The sequence below is a fragment of the Microbacterium sp. 2216-1 genome, from assembly GCF_046507855.1.
In the GTDB taxonomy this organism is placed as follows: Bacteria; Actinomycetota; Actinomycetes; order Actinomycetales; family Microbacteriaceae; genus Microbacterium; species Microbacterium esteraromaticum_C.
The window spans coordinates 288,751-312,072 of sequence record NZ_JBKFTM010000003.1; the positions used below are offsets into that span (position 1 = coordinate 288,751).

The window sequence follows — 23,322 nt, forward strand, 5'->3', positions numbered from 1 at the left end:
CGCCTCGGACCAGCGGCAGTGCCAGGATGAGACCATGACCGCCACACCTCCGGCATCCGCTTCGCCCTCCGCGCGCCCGGCGCTCATCGAGCGCGCCGGCATCGAGATCATCCCCGAATCCGAGCGGACGGCGAAGCCGCGCGACCTGTTCTGGCCGTGGTTCGCCGCGAACGTGTCGGTGTTCGGCCTGAGCTACGGAGCCTTTGTTCTTCAGTTCGGCATCTCGTTCTGGCAGGCGACGCTGGTGTCGGTCATCGGCGTCGTCGTGTCGTTCTTCCTGTGCGGACTGATCGCGATCGCCGGCAAGCGCGGTTCGGCACCGACCATGGTGCTCTCGCGCGCCGCGTTCGGCGTGCACGGTCAGAAGGTTCCCGGCATCGTCTCGTGGCTGACCTCGATCGGCTGGGAGACGTTCCTGGCGATCATGGCCGTCCTCGCAACGGCGACGGTGATCACCCAACTCGGCGGTGACGGCGACAGTGTCGCCCTGAAGATCGCCGCGACGATCGTGGTCGCCGCGCTCATCGTCGCTGCCTCGGTGCTCGGCTACCACACGATCATGAAGCTGCAGTCGGTGCTCACCTGGCTGACCGGCATCGTCACGATCCTCTACATCATCCTCGCCAGCAGCAGCATCGATCTGGCCGCCGTGATGTCTATCCCCGACGGCAGCACCGGCGCCGTGATCGGCGCACTCGTGATGGTCATGACCGGCTTCGGTCTTGGGTGGATCAACATCGCGGCCGACTGGTCGCGGTATCAGAAGCGCACGGCATCCGACGGCGCCATCGTGCTGTGGAACACCGTCGGCGGCGCCATCGCCCCCGTGGTCCTGGTGGTCTTCGGTCTGCTGCTCGCCGGCTCCGACCCGGCGCTCATGGACGCCGTGGCCACCGACCCGATCGGCGCACTCGCGACCATCCTGCCGATCTGGGTGCTCGTGCCGTTCCTGCTCACCGCGGTGCTCGCCCTGGTCTCGGGTGCGGTGCTCGGCATCTACTCGTCGGGTCTGACGCTGATCAGCCTCGGCATCCGCATCCCGCGCCCCACGGCGGCAGCGGTCGACGGCATCATCCTCACCCTCGGCACGATCTGGGTGGTCTTCTTCGCGACCGACTTCCTGGGCCCCTTCCAGTCGTTCCTCATCACGCTCGGCGTGCCCCTGGCGTCGTGGGCCGGCATCCTCATCGCCGACATCCTGCGCCGCCACAAGGACTACGACGAGGACGCTCTGTTCGACGCCCGCGGTCGGTACGGCGCGTGGGACTGGACCTCAGTGGGCACCATGGTCGGCGCGAGCGCGATCGGGTGGGGGCTGGTCATCAACCTCTTCGCCGCCGAGGCCGCCTGGAACAACTGGCAGGGCTACCTGCTGTTCCTCATCGGCGGCCGCGATGGCGAATGGGCGTACGCGAACCTGGGCGTATTCGTCGCCCTCGTGCTGTCGTTCGCGATCACCTGGTTCGCCCGGGCGGGACGCATCCGCCGCCAGGAACAGGCCTGATCCGCCGCCGGATCTCCTCCCCCGCGCACGGTCTGGCCGCACTACACTGACCAGCAACCGGGGCGGCGACCTCTTCTCGCGACGGCGGGTGCGGGCCCCGACGAAGGGACGCAGAACGATGGGATACGACGACTACGGCTGGGCCGCGGGGCTCGGGATCGGCATGTTCATCCTGGGTGCCGTGGTGTACCTCGGGGTCCTGGCGCTGACGATCTGGGTGGGCTACCTGATCATGCGCACGGCGGTGAAGAACGGCATCTTGAAGGCCGATGAAGAGCGAGCGCGGCGCGGCTACGCGGCCACCAGCGCGCCTCCGATGAGCGCGCAGGCGCCCGGATCGCAGACACCGCCCGCGCCGGGAACGTACCCGCCCTCACCGGGGAACCACCCGCCGCAGGGCTGACACCACACATCTCACACCTGTGACGGCCGCCACGAAAGTGATACATTCGGGGCATGGCCGACAATGAGCGCTCCCTCGAAGACGGAATCGTCACCGACCTGAAGGATCGGATGACCTACGGGTCGTACCTCGACCTCGACCGACTGCTCGGCGCACAGCATCCGGTGTCGCAGCCCGAGCACCACGACGAGATGCTGTTCATCATCCAGCACCAGACGACCGAGCTCTGGCTCAAGCTGGTGCTGCACGAGCTCGGCACCGCGCGCGATCGCCTCGCCGAAGACGACCTGCGCGCGGCCCTCAAGCACATCGCCCGCGTCAAGCACATCCAAGAGGTCCTGACACAGCAGTGGTCGGTGCTGGCGACCCTGACCCCCACCGAGTATGCGCAGTTCCGCGGCGACCTCGGCAACTCGTCCGGGTTCCAGTCGGTGCAGTACCGGTGCGTCGAGTTCGCGCTCGGCAACAAGAACGAGCGGATGCTGAGCGTGTTCGCCGACCACCCGGCCAACCTCGCGCTGCTGACCGCCGAGTGGGAGCGCCCCACACTGTACGACGAGTTCCTGCGCTACGTCGCACGCCGCGGGCTCGCCGTGCCACACGAGATCCTCGACCGCGATGTGCGCCAGCCGTACCGTGAGAACACCGAGCTGGTCGCCGCGATCCGTGAGATCTACGAGCACCCGAACGAGCATTGGGACCTGTACGAGGCGTGCGAGGAGCTCGTCGACGTCGAGGACAACTTCCAGTTCTGGCGCTTCCGCCACCTGCGCACGGTCTCACGCACGATCGGCCACAAGGTCGGCACCGGCGGATCCAGCGGCGTCGGCTTCCTGCAGCGCGCGCTCGATCTGACCTTCTTCCCCGAGCTGTACAGCGTGCGCACCGAGATCGGCAGATGACCCCCTCGGACGCGGTGGTGCACGCCGCGCGCTTCTTCGACGGCGTGTCCGTGCGCGACGGAATGCTGACGTCGACCGGCGGCGGGATGACGCTCGTCGCCGGCGCAGCGCCGGCCGGCACGCCGCGACTCGATGGCCTGGTCACGGGACGGTTCACCGATCATCACGTGCACCTGCAGCTGGTGGATCACACGCTCCTGGCGGGCTCACGGCTCGGCACGGTCGTCGATCTAGGGGCCGAGCCCGGCTGGATCCGGGCCCTGACAGACAACCTCCCTGCACACAACTCCGGAGATTCTGTCTCTGCACGGCCCGATAGGGCCCCGGCAGCCCCGAACCGGGCAGTTTCTCCGGAGTTGCGTCCGCGCATCCGCTACGCCGGCCCCTTCCTCACCGCCGTCGGCGGTTACCCGTCCGACCGCGCGTGGGCGCCGGCCGGGTCTGTGCGCGAGATCGCGGATGCTGACGACGCCGCGCGCGCGGTCGAAGAGGCCGCAGCGGCCGGCGCCTCGATCATCAAAGTCGTCGCACACAGCGAGGCGGGCGCCGTGCTCGACGATGACGCGATCCGGGCGATCGTGCACCGGGCGGCGGAGCACCGGCTTCCCGTCGTCGCGCACGCCGAAGGCCGCGGGCAGGCCCAGCGCGTCGTGCGCCTCGGCGTCACCGTGCTGGCCCACGCACCGTTCTCGGAGCGTCTGACCGACGACGAGATCGCCGCGCAGGCGGCATCCGCCACGTGGATCTCGACCATGGCGATCCATGATGACGAGGCGCGCGTGATCGTCACCGACAACATGAGCCGCTTCGCCGCCGCCGGCGGCGTGGTCGTCTACGGCAGCGACATGGGCAACGGCCCGATGCCGGTCGACCTGCGCGAGGCCGAGATCAACGCACTGCGCGACGCCGGGGTCGACGGCATCGCCCTGCTCACGGCGCTGGCACCCGCCGATCCGCTGATCGTGGGCGCTCCCCTGCTGCTTCTTCCCGATGACGACCCGAACCGGGCGCACCACCTCACCACCACTGATCTGGAGCACTGACATGACCAGTACCGACACGACCGACAACGCCGTCGCCCCCGTCGACCCCGCCGACGCCCTGCTCGCCGAAGCCCGTCGCCTCGACGCCGCCGACCTGCTGGCCCACCACCTGCAGGCGTTCGCCGACGCACCGGGTGTGCAGGCCTACCTGGACGGCAACTCGCTCGGCCGCCCACTGCGCGACACCGCCGACAAGGCGGCGGCGTTCATCCGCGACGACTGGGGCACGCGACTCATCCGCTCGTGGGATGAGCAGTGGATGGAGCTGCCGATGCAGCTCGGCGATCGCATCGCCCGTGTGACCCTCGGCGCCGCCGCGGGCCAGACCGTCGTCGCCGACTCGACGAGTGTGATGCTGTACAAGCTCATGCGCGCCGCTGTCGCCGCACGGCCCGGTCGCGATGAGATCGTCATCGAGGCCGGCAACTTCCCCACCGACCGCTTCATCGCCGCCGGCATCGCCCAGGAGACCGGGTCGACGCTGCGCTGGGTTGAGCCCGACGCCGTCCGCGGTGTGACGGCCGATGATGTGGCATCCGTCGTCGGTGAGCGCACCGCGCTCGTCGTGCTCAGCCACGTCGACTACCGGTCGGGGGCCCTGGCCGACATGCCGTCCATCACCCGCGTCGTCAAGGATGCCGGAGCACTGATGCTCTGGGACCTGTGCCACTCGGTGGGCGCGGTGCCGATGAAGCTCGATGAGTGGGGTGTCGACATGGCGGTCGGCTGCACCTACAAGTACCTCAACGGCGGACCGGGGTCGCCGGCCTTCGGTTACCTGCGCGCCGAGCTGCAGGGCACGGTGCTCCAGCCGATCCACGGCTGGTGGGGCGCCGCCGACATCTTCGCCATGGGACCCGAGTACCGCCCCGAGGGCGGCATCCGTCAGCTGCTCAGCGGCACTCCGCCGGTGCTGTCGATGCTGGCCATGCAGGGCATGCTCGACCTCATCGAGGCCGAGGGCATGGCCGCGGTGCGGGCGAAGTCGATCACGTTGACCGACTTCGCCGTGCGCGCATACGACGCGCTGCTCGCCCCGCTGGGCGTGACACTGCAGTCGCCGCGCGAGGCCGCGCACCGCGGTGGTCACATCACGGTCGGACACGAGAACTTCCGCGAGGTCACCCAGAAGCTCTGGGCCGACGGAGTGATCCCCGACTTCCGCTTCCCCGATGGCATCCGCCTGGGACTGTCACCGCTGAGCACGTCTCATGAGGAGACACTGCGCGGCGTGCTCGCCGTGCGCGACGCCCTGGCATGATCACTTCTGCGGTGGGGGTAGCCGTGCTCGACGACATCGATGCGCGGCCCGGCAGCACGACGTCGCTGCTGCGGACGCTGATCGGCGTGCATCTGCGTCCGCTGGGCGGCGTGATCTCATCGGCCGCGCTGGTGCGCCTTGCGGGTGACCTCGGCATACCGCCGGCGCGCGCACGCACGGCGATCACGCGGCTCAAGCAGCGCGGTCTTCTGCTCAGCACATCAGGGGGCTACGCGATCACCCCTGCCGCCCTGCCGATGCTGCGGCGCGGCGACCGCCGCATCTTCGACGTGCGCACCATGGGCGAGGACGATGGGTGGATGCTGGTGTCGGCGACCGTCCCCGAGTCGCGCCGGGACCTGCGCCACCAGCTGCGGCGCCGCCTGCTGTACCTCGGTGCGGGGTCGGTCGCGCCGAGTCTGTGGATCCTGCCCGGGCATCTGTTCGACGAAGCGCACGAGCTGCTGCACGAGATCGGAGCGCGCGAGTACGCCACGCTGTTCCTCGCGACAGATCCGCAACCGTCGCGCCCTCTGCCCGAGGCCGTCGCCGACTGGTGGGACCTCGTGGCGCTGCGCGCCGAGCACGACCGATTCCTGGCATCCGTCGACGCGCTCGACCTGACGCGCCCCTTCGCCGCGCACTTGGGTCTGATCGACAGCTGGCGCGTGCTGCCGTACATCGATCCGGGTTTGCCGACCGCGCTGCTTCCGGCGGACTGGCCGGGTGCGCGCAGCGTCGAGACGTTCCAGCGTCTCCACGCCGAGCTCGCCGCACGCGCCGCCGACCACGTGCGCGCGGTAGCCGCAGATGACCGCCCGGCGACTCCCCCGGCTCGGTAGCCTCAGAGCGTGTCATCGTTCGCCCCGCTGCAACGGCTGGTCCTCACCGTCGCGATCATCGCCTCGTTCGTCACGTTCCTCGACGGCACTGTGGTCACCGTCGCGCTTCCGGCGATCAGCTCCGAGTTGGGCGGAGGCATCACCACGCAGCAGTGGACCGTCGACGCGTATCTCATCACCCTGAGCGCGTTGATCCTGCTCGCGGGCTCGCTCTCGGACGCCTACGGCCGCGTGCTGATCATGCGTACCGGGCTGATCGCCTTCGGGATCTCGTCGGTCGCTGTCGCCGCGTCGGTCGACCCGCTCATGCTCGTCGTCTCTCGTGCCGCGCAGGGTGCGGCGGGCGCACTGCTGGTGCCCAGTTCGCTGGCACTGATCACGGCGACGATGCGCGGCGAACTGCAGGCACGCGCGATCGGTGTCTGGACGGCGTTCACCACGGGGGCGATGGTCGTGGGTCCGCTGATGGGCGGATTGTTCGTCGATCTGCTGTCGTGGCGGCTCGTCTTTCTCATCAACGTCGTGCCGATCGCGGTGACCCTGGTGCTGCTGGGCCGACTGCACCTTCCCGAGCACCCGCGCGGCGCACGCGTGGACTGGCTCAGCGGAGCACTGTGCGCCGTCGGTCTCGGCGCCGTCGTCTTCGCGCTGATCGAGCAGCCGTCGCTGGGCTGGGACTCACCCGCGATCTGGATGCCGGCTGTCGGTGGTGCGGCGCTGTTCGGCTGGTTCCTGTTACGGCAGCAGCGGTCGGATGCCCCGATGATGCCGCTGTCGCTGTTCCGTGTGCGCAACTTCGGCTGGGGCAACCTCGCGACGTTGTTCGTCTACGCCGCCCTCGCGCTCAACGGCTTCGTCGTCAGCGTCTACCTGCAGCAGGGCGCGGGCCTGACAGCCACCGCGGCCGGGCTCGCGAGCCTGCCGATCACGCTGCTGATGATCGTGCTCAGCTCGCGCGTCGGCACGTGGGCGGGCCGGCTGGGTCCTCGCCTGTTCATGACGGTGGGGCCGCTGACGATGGCCGCGGGCGCCCTGCTGCTGCTCTCGGTCACAGAGCAGTTCAGTTACTGGTGGCAGGTGCTGCCGGCGATGCTGCTGCTCGGCGTCGGGTTGTCGCTGACGGTCGCTCCGCTGACGTCGGCGATCCTCGGGGCGATCGACGCCGAGCACTCGGGGATCGCCTCGGCGGTCAACAACGCGATCTCGCGCGTCGCGGGTCTGATCGTCGTGGCCATGCTGTCGACGATCGTGGGCGGCGCGCTCGATCTCGACGGCTTCCACAGTGCGGCGCTCGTCACCGCGGCGTTGTTCGCCCTCGGCGGGGTGGTGTCGTGGATCGGCATCCGCCGAAACCCTGCGGATGCCGCCGACGTCGCACACACCACCACCGCCGACCACTGAGAGTCACTCAGCCGCGCCGACGCACAGCCCCCGCCAGCAGATCGAGTGCCTCGGCCGTGGCGCCCCACCCCATGCAGGCATCGGTGACGCTCTGCCCGCGCACGAGCCCGGCGGGTCCCTGCGCCACATCGAGCTTCTGCGCCCCGGCAACGAGGTTGCTCTCCAGCATCACACCGGCGATCGCGTCGCCTCCCGCCGCGATCTGCTCGGCGATCTCGGCGACCACCTCTGCCTGACGCACGTGGTCCTTGCCGCTGTTGGCGTGACTGGCATCCACGATGACGCGCGAGGTCAGCCCCGCCGCCGAGAGCCGCTCGGAAGCGCGGCGCACGTGGTCGGCCCCGTAGTTGGGGCCATCGGCGCCGCCGCGCAGGATCACCGAGGTGTCGGGGTTGCCCGTGGTCGAGACGAGGCTCGCGCGCCCATCGGCTCCGATGCCGAGGAAGGCCTGCGGAGCGGATGCCGCGGATGCCGCGTCCAGTGCGACCTGCAGTCCGCCGTCGGTGCCGTTCTTGAACCCGATCGGCATCGACAGCCCCGACGCGAGCTGCCGGTGGATCTGGCTCTCGGTGGTGCGCGCCCCGATCGCACCCCAGGTGACGAGGTCGGCCGTGTACTGCGGGCTGATCGGCTCGAGGAACTCCGTTCCGCACGGCATCCCCAGCGCCGTGACGTCGCGCAGGAAGCCGCGCGCCAGGCGAAGTCCGGTCTCGATGTCGTGGCTGCCGTCGAGGTGCGGGTCGTTGATGAGGCCCTTCCACCCGACCGTCGTGCGGGGCTTCTCGAAGTACGCGCGCATCACGATGAGCAGTTCGTCGCGGTGGCGGTCCGCCTCGCGCACCAGCCGGCCGGCGTACTCGAGCCCCGCCTCGGGGTCATGGATCGAGCAGGGGCCGACGACCACCAGCATCCGATCATCGCGACCGTCCATGATCGCGCGCACCTCGTCGCGGGTGCGCGCGACGAGGGCGCCGCGTTCCGCGCCGAGCGGCAACGTCGCGGCGACGGACTCCGGTGAGGGAAGTGCGGTGAAGCCGGTGACGTGCAGATCTGCGGTCTGGTCGGGGGCGGTGCGGATGCTGTGCATGGGTCCTGTCCTGTTCGTGATGGTTCACGACGGACCCGCGCAGAGCCCGCCGAAACGGCGAAAGCCAGAGCAAAATGCTCTGGCTTGTCGGCTCTGAAGGTTGTCGGTGCGCGCTACTTCGGCGCCGGCCCCTCCAGAGCCGACTCAAAATACGCATACCAACAGTTGGTCATGCAGATACCGTAGCGCATTCCTGCGTCGCCGCGTGCACGCGCGTCGTCGAAACGGTGTAGCTGGTCAGTGCGACTCCCGCCACCGCGGCGGGCACGCGGTCGTGTCGGCGGTCTTGTGCGGATCGCGACTGCCGAACGATGACCGGCCGGGAAAGGATGGAAGGGGCGGCGCATGGCCGCCCGGATGGAGGAGAAGTCATGTCACGCACCTACGTCGTCACCGGGTCCGCCTCGGGCATCGGGGCCACGACCACGAGAATCCTGCGAGAGCGCGGCGAGCGCGTGATCGGGATCGACCTGCGCGACGCCGAGGTCGAAGCCGATCTCTCGGGCGCCACGGGGCGGGTGGAAGCGGCCGCGAAAGCCCTCGAGCTGGCGGGCGGCACGATCGATGCCGTGATCGCGTGCGCGGGGATCTCGGCGCCGATCCCGGCCACGATCTCGATCAACTACTTCGGCGTGACCGAGTTGCTCGAGCACCTGCGACCGGGCTTGGTCGCTTCGGATGCCCCGCGCGTCGCCGTGGTGTCGTCGATGGCCTCGCTGCAGCCCAACTCGCGCGAGATGGTCGAGGCTGCATTGGCCGGTGACGAGGCGAAGGCGATGCAGATCGCAGCAGACCTGGCCGCGCAAGGACCCGAGGTCGGCTACCTCGTGTACCCGTCGTCCAAGCGCGCCCTCGCTCGCTGGGTGCGCCGCAGCTCGATCACCCCCGAGTGGGCAGGCCACGGCATCCCGGTCAACGGTGTCGCCCCCGGCACCGTGCTGACCCCGATGACCGAGAAGCTGCTGTCGACGCCCGAGGGTCGGGCGATGGTCGACGCCGCCGTGCCGATGCCGCTGAACCACCACCAGCCGCCCGAGTCGATCGCGCACCTGCTCATCTGGTTGACCAGCGTCGAGAACTCCCACATGGCGGGGCAGATCATCTACGACGATGGCGGAGCCGATGCCTCGCTGCGCGGCGATGACATCTGGTCGTGGAACGACCCGGCCTGATCCCGGTTCTCACACGAAGGCGGTCCCGATGACGGGGCCGCCTTCGTGCGTTCTGGCGTAACCTCGCAGTGCCGTGCCGTATCTGACATGTGCTATGTTACAGACGGGCCGAAGAGCTCATGCCCGTCGATGCCGCGGGCGCCACCCGATTCAAGGATTCAAGGACGATCTATGACTCGTAAGAAGACCCTGCTGACGCCTCTGCTCATGGCTTCGGCGGCCGCGCTCGTTCTCAGCGGATGCTCCGCCGCAGACGGCTCGCCGTCAACCGGCTCGGGCGAGCCCCAGACCGGCGGCACGCTCAAAGTGCTCTCCAACGGAGACATCGACCACCTCGACCCGCAGCTGATCGCGTACGTCCCCACGAACAGTCTGATCCGATCGATCTCGCGCTCGATCCTCGGGTACGAGGCATCCAATGACGAGACCGAGCGCTCGCAGCTCGTGGGCGACCTCGCAACCGCCGTGCCCGAGCCCGAGGACGACGGCCTCACCTACACGATCACCCTGCGCGACGGCGCCAGCTGGGACGCACCCGACGGCGCCCGCGAGATGGTCTCGGGCGATGTCGCGCGCGGAATCGAACGCATCTGCAACCCGTACATCGGCGCCGCACTCGGCGGCTACTTCACCTCACTGATCAAGGGCATGGCCGAGTACTGCGACGGCTTCTCGGCCGTCGCCCCCGAGGTCGAGCCGATGAAGGAGTACATCGAGTCGAACGACATCAGCGGCATCGAGACGCCCGACGACAAGACCGTGATCTTCCGCCTCGTCGAGCCGGCATCCGACTTCACCTCGATGCTCAGCCTCGCCACCGCGAACCCAGCCCCGATCGAGGCGCTCGACCACCTGCCCGACTCCCCCGAGTTCCGCAACAGCTTCGTGTCCTCGGGCCCGTACCGCGTGGCCGAGCACAAGCCCGACGTCAAGCTCACCCTGGAGCGCAACCCGTCGTGGAATGCCGACAGCGACCCACTGCGCAAGGCCTACGTCGACGCGATCGAGATGACGATGGGCAGCGAGGTGGATGCCGCAATGCAGCAGCTGCAGGCCGGATCGGCCGACATGCTGTTCGACCTGCAGCCGAGCCCGGCGAACATCCAGCAGCTGACGGCGATGGGCGACGAGAAGTTCTCGACGCTCGAGAACGGCGGCATCGACCAGTTCTTGTGGTTCAACACCAAGACCGACAACAATGACAGCGCCCTGCAGAAGGTCGAGGTGCGCCAGGCCCTGCAGTACGCGATCGACAAGTCGGCGGTCGTGCAGGTGATGGGCGGTGAGGAGATCGCCACCGTGACCAACGGCATCTTCGGCCCCGGCATCAACGGCCACAAGGCGTACTCGCTCTACGGTGACGGCGATGGAAAGGCCGACCCCGAGAAGGCGAAGGAGCTGCTGGCCGAGGCGGGCGTCGAGAACCTCACGCTGAAGTTCCCCTACCGAAACCTCGGCTCGCAGCCCGACATCGCGCAGACCGTGCAGGCGAGCCTGGAAGCGGCCGGTATCACCGTCGAGCTGTTCCCGGTGCCACCCACCGACTACTACGCGAACTTCATGACCAACCGCGAGAACGCCAGCGGAGGCGCCTGGGACATCGCGCTGGTCGGCTGGTCGCCGGACTGGGTCGGCGGCGCCGCGCGCAGCGTCTTCCAGCCGCAGTTCAGCTTCGACGGAACCCCGCAGGCCTACAACTACGTCGACTACAACAACGACGAGGCCAACGACCTGGCCGCCCAGGCGCTGGCCGCGGGCTCACCGGAAGAGGCCGCAGGGCTGTGGCACGAGGTCGACCAGACCGTTATGAACGACTCACCGATCGTGAGCATCGCCGCCAAGAAGAAGGCGAACTACCACTCCGAGCGGGTGCAGAACTTCGCCATCTACGCCCTGTCGCAGAACGGCGACTGGACCAACGTCTGGCTGAACAAGTAGTCGCACCTGACGGATGCCGCTGCGGCGCCACTCCCGGCGCCGCAGCGGCCGCATTCTGAGGAGGATCGCATGTCGATTCTGGAAGTGTCCGGGCTGCACGTCGACATCCCGACCGAGAACGGCACCGTGCACGCCGTCAAAGACGTGTCGTTCGACGTCGCCGAGGGCGAGTTCTTCGGCATCGTCGGCGAGTCCGGGTCGGGCAAGTCGGTGCTGGTGCAGTCAGTGATGGGACTGATCCCGAAAGCCGTCACCACGGGGAGCGTCCGATTTCAAGGCGACGATCTGCTGACGCTGCCCTCCGAGCGGTTGCGCCGCCTGCGGGGCAAGGAGATCAGCATGATCTTCCAGGACCCGCTCTCCAGCCTGCATCCGCAGTACACGGTCGGCTGGCAGATCGTCGAGCAGATCCGGGCCCACGAGAAGGTCTCGAGGCAGGCCGCGAAGGCGCGGGCGATCGAGCTGCTCCGGAAAGTGCACATCGCCGACGCCGCCTCGCGCTTCGACGCGTATCCCCACCAGTTCTCGGGCGGTATGCGCCAGCGCGTCATGATCGCAATGAGCCTGTCGCTGGATCCGAAGCTCATCATCGCCGATGAGCCGACCACGGCGCTCGACTCGACGGTGCAGGCGCAGATCCTGCAGCTGCTGGGCGAGATGAAGGACGACTTCGGGGCGACGGTGCTCATGATCAGCCACGATCTGGGTGTGATGGCGAGCGTCGCCGACCGCGTGATGGTCATGTACCACGGCGAGCAGGTCGAGCTCGGCCGCAGCGCGCAGGTGCTGCGCACACCCCGTGAGCAGTACACGATCTCGCTCATCGAGTCGTCGTCGTTCACGCAGAGCGAGCGACAGGCACCGCTCGGTCGCACGGCCGCGGCGACCGATGCGCCGGCCGATGACCCGGCACCGATCGCGCAGGTCTCCGAGGTGAGCCTGTCGTTCGCGCAGCGACGGGGCGCGGAGCGGACGGTCCTGGACCGCATCAGCCTCGACGTGCGCCGTGGCGAGACCCTCGGGCTGGTCGGTGAGAGCGGATGCGGCAAGACCACGCTCGCCCGCACCATCGCCGGCCTTGTGCGCCCCTCGGAGGGGACGGTGCGCTTCGACGGCAGGGACCTCGCCGAGGTACGCGGAGCCGACTGGCGCAGGCTGCGCCAGCGCGTGCAGGTGGTTTTCCAGGACCCGTTCTCATCTCTGAACCCCAAACGCCGGATCGGTTCGATCGTCGAGGACCCTCTGCGGATCCACCGCGTCGGCAACGCCCGTCAGCGCCGGGAGCGCGTGCTCGAACTGCTCGAGCAGGTCGGTCTCGACCCGGCCCACTACAACCGTTTTCCCGCACAGTTCTCCGGCGGCCAACGGCAGCGCATCGGCATCGCGCGGGCCATCGCCCTGAACCCCGACCTCGTGATCCTCGACGAGCCCGTCTCAGCGCTCGACGTGACCGTTCAAGCTCAGGTCCTGCAACTGCTCGACGACCTGCAGCGCGACCTGGGCCTGACCTACCTGTTCATCTCGCACGACCTCGCCGTCGTCCGACACATGTGCGACCGCATCGCCGTGATGGAGAACGGGCGGATCATTGAACTCGACGACGCCGACACCATCTACGGCACACCGCGCGAACCCTTCACCAAGAAGCTGCTCGCCGCATCGTTCCTCGAAGCCGTGGGTACGAGCGGACAGGGTACGACGTTGCAGGAGGTCAGCGCATGAGCGTCTTCTCCAAAGAGACACTGACTCTGCTCGTGCCGTCCCGCGGCGCCGAGCAGGCCGCCAATGAGGCCAAGAACTCATGGCAGCTGACCATGAGGCGCCTGCGTCGCGACCCCGCGAGCATCGCCTCGGCGGTTGTGATCGTGCTGATCGTGCTCTTCGCCCTCCTCGCGCCGTTGATCGCGCAGTGGACCGGACACGGACCGACCGAGCAGTTCCGCGAGACCGGGTTGTCTCCCTCCGGCATGCCGGTGGCCCCGAATGGCGAGTTCCTCCTGGGCACCGACCAGCTCGGTCGCGACGTGCTGGTGCGGCTCGCCTACGGCGCGCAGGTGTCACTTCTCGTCGGCGTGGCCGCCTCACTCGCCGCATCGGCCATCGGCATCCTCGTCGGCATGACGGCGGGCTTCGCCGGCGGTGTCGTCGACACCGTGCTCAGCCGCCTGATCGACCTCGTGATGAGCGTGCCGTTCCTGCTGGTCGCGATCGCGACGGTCTCGGTGCTCGGTCCGAGTCTTCAACTCTCGATCGCCGTAATCGTGTTCTTCAGCTGGGCAGGACTCGCCCGCGTCATCCGGGGTCAGGTGCTCGCGCTGCGTGAGCGGGAGTTCATCGAGACGGCCCGCTCAATGGGTCAGTCCGGCGTGGCGACGATGTTCCGCGACGTGCTGCCGAACCTGGTGGTCCCGATCGTCGTGTACACGACCCTGATGATCCCCGCGGCGATCGTGTTCGAGGCGACGCTGTCGTTCCTGGGTCTGGGAATCGTGCCGCCGACCCCCAGCTGGGGCAACATGCTCGCGGATGCCGCGAACGGGTCCATGTACATGGTCGCACCCTGGATGGTGCTCGTCCCCGGACTGGCCCTGCTGACTCTCACCCTCACGTTCAACCTGCTGGGCGACGGTCTGCGCGACGCGCTCGACCCGTCATCGACGAAGGGAGCCCGGGCATGATCCGCTACATCCTCTCGCGCATCGGCTTCGGCCTGCTGGTGCTGTTCCTGCTGAGCATCTTCGTCTTCGTGCTCTTCTACGTCACGCCGTCCGACCCGGCCCGCATCATCGCCGGCGACAAGGCCACCGAAGAGCTGATGGCGCAGATCCGAGTGAACCTCGGGCTCGACAAGCCGATCTGGGAGCAGTATCTGATCTTCCTCGGCAGCCTGCTGCAGGGCGATCTCGGGTACTCGTACCGCTCGAGCCTGCCGGTGGCCGAGCTGGTGATGTCCCGCATTCCGGTGACGATGTCGCTGGTGTTCGGCGGGGTCGTGGTCTGGCTCGCGATCGGCATCCCGATCGGTCTCGCCTCGGCCAAGCGCCCCGGCAGCGTGCGAGACCGGCTCGGACAGGCGTTCGCGCTCGTCGGCATCAGCTTTCCGACATTCGTGCTCGGCATGCTCGCGCTGTACACGCTGTACTTCCTGCCCACTCGCTTCGGGATCACGCTGTTCCCCCCGTCCGGCTACGTGCCCTTCACGACCGACCCGCTGCAGTGGGCCTGGCATCTGATGCTCCCGTGGCTGACGCTGGCGCTCGTGACGGCGGCCGTCTACGCGCGGCTGACCCGCGGGCAGATGCTCGATGTGCTCGGCGAGGACTACGTGCGCACCGCGCGCGCGAAGGGCCTCACGGAACGCCGCGTGATCTATGTGCACGCGTTCCGCAGCGCGATGCCGCCGCTGGTGACGCAGCTGGGGATCGACATCGGCCTCATGCTCGGTGGCGTGATCGTCATCGAGCAGGTCTTCGGTCTGCAGGGTGTGGGAGCGCTCGCGATCTCGAGCGTCTCGATGCAGGACCGTCCTGTGGTGATCGCCATCGTGCTGCTGGGCGGCGTCTTCGTGGCGGTGTCGAACCTCGTGGTCGACCTGTTCTACGCGCTGCTCGACTCCCGGGTGAGAACTCGTGCACACTGACGCCTGGTACTTCATCGGCGACGACATCGTCGCCCGCGACGTGTGGACGACCGTCCCGCTCGACTGGAACGATCCCGACGGCGAGACGATCGAGATCTTCGCCCGCGAGTTCGTCGCGGCCGAGCGTCGGAACGACGACCTGCCGTTGCTGCTGCATCTGCAGGGCGGGCCGGGCGGCAAAGGCACGCGCCCGCTGGGCCGCGATGCCTGGATGGATGCTGCGCTCTCGCGATTCCGGCTGATCATGCCCGATCAGCGCGGCACGGGGCGCTCGACGCCGCTGTCGGGTGCGCAGTTCGCGAGCATGCCGGCCGGCGAGGCGGCTCGACGGCTCTCGTTGCATCGGGCGGATGCCATCGTGCGCGACTTCGAGGCGCTGCGCGCCACCCACTACGAGGGTCGGCAATGGTGGACGATCGGGCAGAGCTACGGCGGCTTTCTCACCCTGCACTACCTGTCGACGGCACCGCAGGCGATCGTCGCCTCGGCCGTGGCGGGCGGGCTGCCCTCGCTGCATCCGGACGCCGCCGAGGTCTACCGTCGCACGTTCCCGCGCGTGGCGGGCAAGAACCGGCTGTTCCGCGAGCGCGCACCGCACCTGGTCGATCGCATCGGGCGTGTGGCCGACCTGCTGGCCGACGACGAGGTGCTGCTGCCCGACGGTGACCGGCTCACCGTGCGACGCTTGCAGACGCTGGGCTTCGACTTCGGCATGGCCCCGGGGCCCGACCGGGTGCACTGGCTGTTCGACGAAGCGTTCGCCGATCGCGCCGAGACGCGGTTGAGTGACACGTTCCTCGCCACGGTCGGTCCGGCGACGGCGTTCGCGACGAACCCGCTGTTCATCGCGCTGCAGGAGAGTATCTACGGCACTGGCCCCACCGCGTGGGCGGCTCAGGCCGAGCGCGAGAAGCACGAAGAGTTCTCGGATACAGCCCGCCCGCTGCTGTTCACGGGGGAGATGGTCTTTCCGTGGATGTTCGACGAGATCAGAGCGCTGCGCGGGTTCCGCGCGGGCGTCGAAGAACTCGTGACGCGGGAGTGGCCCATCGAGCTGTACGACCACGCGCGTCTGGGTGCGAACGAGGTGCCCGTCGAAGCAGTCGTCTACTTCGACGACATGTACGTCGATGCCGGACTCTCGCTCGACACGGCAGCACACGTGGGCGGTCTGCACGCCTGGGTGACCAACGAGCACGAACACGACGGCATCGCGCGCGCCGGCGTTGCCGACCGTCTCTTCACCGCACTCGAGCGACGACTCGGGGGCACGGCGCGCACACGCTCGACCGACGATCAGGAGGGATGAATTGACCGGCACGCACGCTCACGGCGCCCGCTACGACGACACCGTCCATGTCGTGGACTGGGAGGGGAGCATCCCCAATCCGCGCTCGGCCACGACCGACCCTCGCATGCCGTCTCTGGCGAAGACTCCTGGCTTCGCCGAGTGGATGCGCACCGGCTGGGGTGACGCCGACCGCACGGCGCGGGTCGAGCCCGGCGCGGCCGACGCCGCCCGCCGGCACCGCGAGCGGCTGTCGCACGCGATGCCCGGGCAGTCGCTGGTCGTGCTGGCCGGACGCGCCCAGGCGCGGGTGCACGACAACTTCTTCGAGTTCCGGGCACACAGCGACTTCCTCTGGCTGACCGGATTCGCGGTCCAGGATGGCGTTCTGGTGATGACGCCCGCCGCGGGCGGTCACGATGCGACGCTGTACATCACTCCCCCGGCCCGTCCGGGCGCTGCGGCGTTCCACGCGGATGCTGCGCATGGCGAGTTGTGGGTCGGCCCACTTCCGGGTGCGGCAGAGCTGGCATCCGCTCTCGATCTGAAGGTGCGTACGATCGACGAGCTGAGCGTCCCCACCGACGCACTGATCGCGGGTCACGCCGTCGTCGGCGCCGGCACCGGCGCGCGTCTGGGCGGCCGCCACCGCTCACCGCTGCTCGCACGCACTCTGGCCGAACTGCGCATCGAGAAGGATGCCTGGGAGCTGGCCGAACTGCGCTCAGCGGTGACACACACGATCGATGGATTCGCCGCTGTGCGACGGGAGATCCCGCGCGCCGTTGAGTCCGGCGGCGAGCGCTGGCTGCAGGGCACCTTCGACCGGCATGCGCGGACGGTCGGTCAGGCGCCGGGGTACGCGTCGATCGTCGGATCGGGGGCGAACGCCCCGATCCTGCACTGGGTCCGCGCGGACGGCCACGTCGATCCGGATGCCCTGCTGCTGCTGGATATGGGAGTGGAGAACCGCAGCGGGTACACCGCGGATGTGACGCGCACGATCCCCGCGAGCGGCCGCTTCAGCACGGCGCAGCGCGAGGTGCACGACCTCGTGGAACGCTCTCACCGGGCTGGGCTCGCCGCCGTGGCACCGGGTCGGGACTGGCGTGATTTCCACACGGCCTGCATGGAAGTGCTGGCGCAGGGATTGCATGACTGGGGCATGCTCCCGGTCTCGGTCGATGAGGCGTTGCACCCCGAGGGGCAGCACCATCGGCGGTACATCGTGTGCGGGGTCGGGCATCACCTCGGGCTCGACGTGCACGATTGCGGCGCCGCGTCGTACGCGCAGTACTTCGAAGCGCGGATGCGGCCGGGGATGGCACTGACCGTCGAACCGGGGCTGTACTTCCACGCCTGGGATGAGACTGTACCGCCCGAGCTTCGCGGCATCGGGGTCCGCATCGAGGACGATGTCGTCGTGACTCCCGAGGGCCACGAGGTGCTCAGTGCCGCTTTGCCGTTCGATGCGGCGGGACTGGAGCACTGGATGGATTCCGTCCTGTAGTATGTTACATGGCATAGGCGGCGCAGGTGCCGCCCCTGCCGGAAAGGAACAAGGATGTCTCAGAAGGCTCCCTGGCACGGCGTGATCGTCGCGTCGGCACTCCCGTTCACCGAGGATCTCTCCGTCGACTACGACCGGTTCGCAGAGCACGTGCGGTTCCTGGCCGACAACGGCTGCGACGGCATCGCTCCCAACGGCTCTCTCGGCGAGTACCAGAACCTGAGCGAGCAGGAGCGCGCGCAGGTCATCCGCACGGCGGTCGATGCCGCACCGGAGGGCTTCTCGGTGATGGCGGGAGTCGGAGCCTACGGCGCTCTGCAGTCCGCGCACTGGGCCGAGCAGGCGGCCGAGGCCGGCGCCGACTGCGTCATGCTGCTGCCCCCGAACACGTACCGGGCCAACCGCGAACAGGTCAAGCACCACTACGCGACGGTGGCCGCGGCCGGGCTCCCGATCGTCGGGTACAACAACCCGATCGACACCAAGGTCGACCTCGTACCCGACCTGATCGCCGAGATTCACGCGGCGGGCCACATGGTGGGCGTCAAGGAGTTCACCGGTGATCCGCGCCGCATCTACGAGATCAAGGAGCTCGCACCGAGCATCGACATCCTGATCGGCACCGACGACAGCGTGCTCGAAGTCGGCATCGCCGGCGCCGTGGGGTGGGTCGCGGGGTACCCGAACGCCATCCCGCGCGCGACGGTCGAGCTGTACCGCCTCTCCACCTCGGGCGATGTCCGCGATCTGGAGCGGGCGAAGGTGATCTACCGCGACCTGCACAAGCTGCTGCGCTGGGACACGAAGACCGAGTTCGTCGAGTCGATCAAGCTGTCGATGGACGTTCTGGGCCTGTACGGCGGCCCCAGCCGTCCGCCGCGCCTGCCCCTGCCGAAGGACGTCGCCGATCGAATCATCGCCGACACCGAAGAGGCTGCCGCAAAGGGCTACGGCGCCTGACCGGTGCTAGTTTCGTAGGCAGTGCCATACCAAATGGCACTGCCTACGTCTCTCTGATCGGCCAAACACATGTCGCAGTTCTCCGTCGTCACCCCGCTCCCGCCGGTGCAGAATCTCAGAGAGCGCGTGGAAGTCGCCCTCGAGGCCGCCATCCGCTCGGGAGAGATGCCCGCCGGTGAGCTGTTCTCGGCCCCGGCGCTGGCCGCACGGTTCAACGTGTCGGCGACTCCGGTGCGCGAGGCGATGCTCAACCTCGAGAAGCTCGGCTTCGTCGAGGCCGTGCGCAACAAGGGGTTCCGTGTCACCACGGTTCGCGACGAGGACGTCGCCAACATCGTCGCGGTGCGCCGCCTGCTCGAGCCGCCGCTGATGCGTCAACTCGCCGGCGAGATCCCCACCCAGGCATTCGCCGAGCTGCGCGAGACGGCCGATGCCATCGTCGCCGGCGCCGCGCAGGGCGACCTCACGAGCTATCTCGAAGCCGATCGCGCCTTCCACGAAGCGGTCAATGCGCACAGCGACAACCCACGGCTGACGAGCCTGATCTCGCAGCTGCGCAAAGAGACGCGTCTGCCCGGCCTGGCCGGCATGCTGGCGACGGAAGAGCTGTCGATCTCGGCGGCCGAGCACCACGAGCTGCTCGATCTTCTCGAAGCCGGTGACGGTGAACAGGCAGAGGCTGTCATGCATCGCCACATCGGCCACGTCATCGGCTGGTGGGCAGGCCGCGACGAGTCGGAGTCCTGAGCGCGCCGTCGAAGGCGTCGAGCTTGCGGCGGAACCAGTCGTCGTCGCGCCATCCGGCGAGGCGCGCGTGCGAGACGTCGTCCCACAGGCTGAACAGCAGTCGTCGCGCCTCACCACCCGCGGGGAGCGGATGCCGCGCCGCCGCGCGGTTCCACAGTTCGAGCTGCGGGGCCGCGTCGGCGAGGTGGAACAGGTCCATCTCGCGGTGGCTGAACCGCGCCGCGCCGGGGTCGATGACACCACACAGCGCTCCGTCGTCGTCGACGAGGAAGTTGCCCGCGTGGCAGTCGTCGTGGACGAACACGGGCGGATCGCCCTCGAGCGGGGCGAGGAGGTCGTCGATCAGCGTCACCGTGGCGTACAAACCTTCCCGCACGTCCGCGGCGATCTCCTCTCCCCCGGCGGTGCCCAGCCACGCCGACAGCACGGCGACGTCGGCGCGGAAGCTGTCGGCGAACCGCTCATGCGCACGCCCCTGCCTGTCGTCGAACGCCTCTCCCCGGTGAGCGGACCAGGCCTCGACGAGGTCGATGATCTGCTCGGCGAGCGCGTCACGGGCATCCGACGCCTCGATCTCGACGTCGGCGACCGCGGTGCCGTCCACGTATGTCTGCACGATCGTCTCGGACTCACCGCCCAGTTCCACCTGCAGCACCCGCGGCACCGCGACCCCGCTGGGTGTCGCCGACGCGAGCCGCGCGAGCGCTCGTGCCTCGCCTTCGGCGATGCCACGGCGGTGGAAGCACTTCACGACCCGTCGTGAACCGTCGCCCAGCTCAACGACGTGCACCTTCGCGTAGAACCCCTCGAAGGTGCGCTCGATGCGTGCGTGCGGGCCACAGAGGCGCTGGACGAGGGTGCGTGCGTCAACGGTCATCCCGCTATCGAACCACGGGACTCGTGCCGTCGGCGCGGTACGTCCGTCGGCACGGCCTCGGCCGCGAGCGGGTCGGCGGATGCCCGCGACTGCGCCCACCGGTGATAGCGGCCGATCAACGGGACCGACGTGAGCGCGTGCAATAGAATGCTGAGCGCCACGGTCGTGACGATCGTGGGGACGACGACGTCGCCGCCGGGCACCCCCTCACCGATCGCGATGAGCAGGAACACCAGCGATGCCAGTCCCCGCGGACCGAACCAGCCGATGAAGGCGACCGTCGGCGCTCCCACGCGGCGGCCGCTCAAGGCCAGCGCGACCGGCAGCATCCGCACCAGGGTCAGGCTCAGCACGGCGTACAACAGCACCTGCCATGTGATCAACGGCACCGCCAGCGTGACGGCCACGGCACCGAAGATCACCCACGTCACCGCGGCGAGCAGGTCGCCGGCGCTCTCGGTGAACACGCCGGCGTGCGTGCGCGATGGGCCGGCCGCACGGCCGAACGCGAGTCCGCCGACGAACGCGGCGATGAAGCCGCTGCCGCCGAGTATCTCGGCGACCGCGAGCGCGCTCAGAGCGGCGATGAGCGGAAAGATCAGGCGCCAGCGCCCATCGAACCATCCCTTCGATTCGGCCAGGCGGAACAGCATCCCGCCGGCGACGCCCGCGACCACCCCGGCGACGAGACCCCACCCGATCTGAGCGGCGACGTTCGCCGCCACGGCAGACGGGATGCTCGCCTCGAGCTCGGCGTTCGCGATCGACAGCGCAACGAGGAACAGCGGCACCACGATGCCGTCGTTCAGTCCGCTCTCGACGTCGAGGGCCTGGCGCACGCGCGGAGGCACGGCCTGGTCTTCGACGACCCGCTGCCCGAGCGCGGCATCGGTCGGCGCCAGCATGACGGCGATCAGGATCACCGAGATCACGGCGATATCGGGAAACACGAGCAGCCCCACACCGATGCCCGCCGCAATCGTCAGCGGCAGGCCGATGAGCAGCAGCCGACTGGGCCACATCACCTGTCGGCGCAGGGCCCGCAAGTCGATGCGCATCGCGTCGCTGAACAGCAGCAGCACGAGCGCCACCTCGGCGATGCGCTCGGCGACGGAGGGCTCGATGTCGAAGTCGAACGCCTCGGGCAGCACGACGGCGGCGAGCACGCCGACGACGGCGAGGAACAGCGCCGCGGTGACGCCCGCACGCTGCAGGCGTCCCGACAGCGCACTCCACACGCCGAGGGCGAGCAGCACGGTGAGCACGGCGGTCATGCTTCGGACGTTAGCGGAGTCCCGGTGGCTCGGCCAGCACCAGTGGGGGTGACACCGCGGCTCTGTGCTCGGCTCGCGCGATGCGCACCATCTCGTCGCGTTCGACGACCTTGATCCGCGCGCGCTGCGCCTGATCACCGAGCGTGCGTTCGTGTGCGTCGAGTCGGGCCCACCCGGCGCCGTCGGTGTGCACGATGCCCTTGCCCGAGAGGAAGGCCAGCACGGCATCCGGGTTGGGCGAGGGCGCGGGGGTGAGCCGGTCACGGTCGGCGAGCAGGTTGGCGATCGTCTCGGCCGCGTCGGACTTGGTGTGACCGATCAACCCCACCGGGCCGCGCTTGATCCAGCCGGTGACATAGGTGGCCGGCACGACAGCACCGTCGTCACCGACGACGCGCCCCGCACGATTCGGGATCACCCCGGCCTCGGCGTCGAAGGGCACTTCCGGCACTGCCGATGACAGGTACCCGACGGCGCGGTAGACCGCCTGCACCGGCCAGTCAGTGTGCTGTTCGGTCAGGTGCGCCGTGCCGTCGGCGCGCAGCTCGGTGCGCGCCGTGCGCAGCCCCTCGACCCGCTCGTCGCCGAGTATCGCCACCGGCGCTTCGCAGAAGTGAAGGTGGATGCGATGCGGCTTGTCGCCCGCAGGCTCGCCCAGCCACTGCATGAGCGTGTTGAGCACCTGTTTGGTCTGACGGTTCTGCTGGGCGGCACGCTCGCCGGACTCGTCGATCTCGAAGCCCTCCGGGTGCACGACGACGTCGACGGTCGGCGAGTGCGCGAGCTCGCGCAGTTCGAGCGGAGTGAACTTCAACTGCGCGGGACCACGGCGCGCGAAGACATGGATGTCCGTGCCGCGGTTGGCCGCGAGCCCCGCATAGACGTTGTCGGGGATCTCTGTGACGAGCTGCTCATGCGCGGTCTTGGCGAGCATCCGCGCCACGTCGAGCGCGACGTTCCCCGCCCCGATGACGGCGACCTGCCGGGCATCCAGCGGCCAGTCCCGCGCCACGTCGGGATGCCCGTCGTACCACGAGACGAAATCGGCGGCGCCGAAGCTGCCGGGCAGGTGGATGCCGGGGATGTCGAGCGAACGGTCGGCCGCGGCACCCGTGGCGAAGATGACGGCGTCGTAGAACATCCGCAGCTCATCCAGGGTGATGTCGCGCCCGTACTCGACGTTGCCGACGAAGCGGATGCCGGGTTTGGCCAGAATGAGCGACAGCGCGCGGATGATCTCCTTGATGCGCGGGTGATCGGGGGCGACTCCGTAGCGCACGAGCCCGTAGGGGGCGGGCAACCGGTCGAAGACGTCGACGCTGGCGCCGTCGTGCTCGGCGGTCAGGATGTTGGCGGCATAGATGCCGGCCGGGCCGGCTCCGATCACTGCGACGCGCATAGCTGTCTCCTCAGGTGAAAGGGTGGTGGGCGCATCGCACCCACCACCCCATGAACGCTCTAATTAGGCAAGGC

Annotated in this window: 20 protein-coding genes; 16 read left to right on the forward strand and 4 right to left on the reverse strand. The window is 68.8% G+C overall.

Annotated elements, in window-relative coordinates; translation table 11 throughout:
* The first annotated feature begins 34 nt into the window (after positions 1–34).
* The 7 genes from ACLD0U_RS11485 (at position 35) to ACLD0U_RS11515 (ending at position 7,356) form a co-directional block, all read left to right on the forward strand.
* On the forward strand, positions 35–1,504 hold the full coding sequence (locus ACLD0U_RS11485) for a purine-cytosine permease family protein (RefSeq protein WP_410340680.1): 1,470 nt from the start codon (positions 35–37) through the stop codon (positions 1,502–1,504).
* A gap of 118 nt (positions 1,505–1,622) precedes the next feature.
* Positions 1,623–1,907 (forward strand): hypothetical protein, encoded by a 285-nt coding sequence (locus tag ACLD0U_RS11490; RefSeq protein WP_206551415.1) that lies wholly within the window; start codon positions 1,623–1,625, stop codon positions 1,905–1,907.
* A gap of 53 nt (positions 1,908–1,960) precedes the next feature.
* Positions 1,961–2,809 carry a tryptophan 2,3-dioxygenase gene (kynA, locus tag ACLD0U_RS11495; RefSeq protein ID WP_206821823.1) on the forward strand — a complete coding sequence of 283 codons (849 nt, stop codon included), beginning with the start codon at positions 1,961–1,963 and terminating at the stop codon, positions 2,807–2,809.
* Positions 2,806–3,852 (forward strand): hydrolase, encoded by a 1,047-nt coding sequence (locus tag ACLD0U_RS11500; RefSeq protein ID WP_410340681.1) that lies wholly within the window; start codon positions 2,806–2,808, stop codon positions 3,850–3,852. The genes kynA and ACLD0U_RS11500 overlap by 4 nt, the downstream gene beginning before the upstream one ends.
* A gap of 1 nt (position 3,853) precedes the next feature.
* The gene (locus tag ACLD0U_RS11505) at positions 3,854–5,113 is read left to right on the forward strand and encodes a kynureninase (protein WP_410340682.1); all 1,260 of its coding nucleotides are present in this window, start codon (positions 3,854–3,856) and stop codon (positions 5,111–5,113) included.
* Positions 5,110–5,955 carry a PaaX family transcriptional regulator C-terminal domain-containing protein gene (locus ACLD0U_RS11510; protein WP_410340683.1) on the forward strand — a complete coding sequence of 282 codons (846 nt, stop codon included), beginning with the start codon at positions 5,110–5,112 and terminating at the stop codon, positions 5,953–5,955. Before ACLD0U_RS11505 ends, ACLD0U_RS11510 begins: the two co-directional genes overlap by 4 nt.
* A 9-nt stretch (positions 5,956–5,964) precedes the next feature.
* Positions 5,965–7,356 carry an MFS transporter gene (locus ACLD0U_RS11515; protein ID WP_410340684.1) on the forward strand — a complete coding sequence of 464 codons (1,392 nt, stop codon included), beginning with the start codon at positions 5,965–5,967 and terminating at the stop codon, positions 7,354–7,356.
* Between the two features lie 7 nt (positions 7,357–7,363).
* Here the strand turns inward: ACLD0U_RS11515 and ACLD0U_RS11520 are convergent, their stop codons facing one another.
* Positions 7,364–8,443: a 3-deoxy-7-phosphoheptulonate synthase gene (locus tag ACLD0U_RS11520; RefSeq protein WP_179409983.1), complete on the reverse strand. Its 1,080-nt coding sequence runs from the start codon at positions 8,441–8,443 to the stop codon at positions 7,364–7,366.
* A gap of 371 nt (positions 8,444–8,814) precedes the next feature.
* Between ACLD0U_RS11520 and ACLD0U_RS11525 the strand changes: the two genes are divergently transcribed.
* From ACLD0U_RS11525 to ACLD0U_RS11565, 9 genes are all read left to right on the forward strand, one after another.
* The gene (locus tag ACLD0U_RS11525; protein WP_206551409.1) at positions 8,815–9,615 is read left to right on the forward strand and encodes an SDR family oxidoreductase; all 801 of its coding nucleotides are present in this window, start codon (positions 8,815–8,817) and stop codon (positions 9,613–9,615) included.
* A 171-nt stretch (positions 9,616–9,786) separates the two neighbouring features.
* Positions 9,787–11,553: an ABC transporter substrate-binding protein gene (locus ACLD0U_RS11530; RefSeq protein ID WP_179409981.1), complete on the forward strand. Its 1,767-nt coding sequence runs from the start codon at positions 9,787–9,789 to the stop codon at positions 11,551–11,553.
* 69 nt (positions 11,554–11,622) lie between these two features.
* Positions 11,623–13,275, forward strand: coding sequence for an ABC transporter ATP-binding protein (locus ACLD0U_RS11535; RefSeq protein ID WP_410340685.1), 1,653 nt, complete (start codon positions 11,623–11,625; stop codon positions 13,273–13,275).
* Positions 13,272–14,231 carry an ABC transporter permease gene (locus ACLD0U_RS11540; RefSeq protein WP_410340686.1) on the forward strand — a complete coding sequence of 320 codons (960 nt, stop codon included), beginning with the start codon at positions 13,272–13,274 and terminating at the stop codon, positions 14,229–14,231. Before ACLD0U_RS11535 ends, ACLD0U_RS11540 begins: the two co-directional genes overlap by 4 nt.
* On the forward strand, positions 14,228–15,193 hold the full coding sequence (locus ACLD0U_RS11545; RefSeq protein WP_179409978.1) for an ABC transporter permease: 966 nt from the start codon (positions 14,228–14,230) through the stop codon (positions 15,191–15,193). The genes ACLD0U_RS11540 and ACLD0U_RS11545 overlap by 4 nt, the downstream gene beginning before the upstream one ends.
* On the forward strand, positions 15,183–16,502 hold the full coding sequence (locus tag ACLD0U_RS11550; protein WP_410340687.1) for an alpha/beta fold hydrolase: 1,320 nt from the start codon (positions 15,183–15,185) through the stop codon (positions 16,500–16,502). Before ACLD0U_RS11545 ends, ACLD0U_RS11550 begins: the two co-directional genes overlap by 11 nt.
* A 1-nt stretch (position 16,503) precedes the next feature.
* The gene (locus ACLD0U_RS11555; RefSeq protein ID WP_410340688.1) at positions 16,504–17,991 is read left to right on the forward strand and encodes an aminopeptidase P family protein; all 1,488 of its coding nucleotides are present in this window, start codon (positions 16,504–16,506) and stop codon (positions 17,989–17,991) included.
* Positions 17,992–18,045: 54 nt separating this feature from the next.
* The gene (locus ACLD0U_RS11560; protein WP_179409976.1) at positions 18,046–18,951 is read left to right on the forward strand and encodes a dihydrodipicolinate synthase family protein; all 906 of its coding nucleotides are present in this window, start codon (positions 18,046–18,048) and stop codon (positions 18,949–18,951) included.
* A gap of 69 nt (positions 18,952–19,020) precedes the next feature.
* Entirely contained in the window at positions 19,021–19,698 is a 678-nt protein-coding gene (locus ACLD0U_RS11565; RefSeq protein WP_274367636.1) for a GntR family transcriptional regulator, read from the forward strand.
* Here the strand turns inward: ACLD0U_RS11565 and ACLD0U_RS11570 are convergent.
* From ACLD0U_RS11570 to ACLD0U_RS11580, 3 genes are read right to left on the reverse strand one after another with little or no spacing between them, the layout of a single operon-like run.
* Complete coding sequence (locus ACLD0U_RS11570; RefSeq protein ID WP_410340689.1) at positions 19,658–20,575, reverse strand: phosphotransferase; 918 nt, start codon at positions 20,573–20,575, stop codon at positions 19,658–19,660. The genes ACLD0U_RS11565 and ACLD0U_RS11570 overlap by 41 nt on opposite strands.
* Positions 20,572–21,849 (reverse strand): cation:proton antiporter, encoded by a 1,278-nt coding sequence (locus ACLD0U_RS11575; protein WP_410340690.1) that lies wholly within the window; start codon positions 21,847–21,849, stop codon positions 20,572–20,574. Before ACLD0U_RS11575 ends, ACLD0U_RS11570 begins: the two co-directional genes overlap by 4 nt.
* A 10-nt stretch (positions 21,850–21,859) precedes the next feature.
* The gene (locus tag ACLD0U_RS11580; RefSeq protein ID WP_410340691.1) at positions 21,860–23,248 is read right to left on the reverse strand and encodes an FAD-dependent oxidoreductase; all 1,389 of its coding nucleotides are present in this window, start codon (positions 23,246–23,248) and stop codon (positions 21,860–21,862) included.
* Between the last annotated feature and the right edge of the window lie 74 nt (positions 23,249–23,322).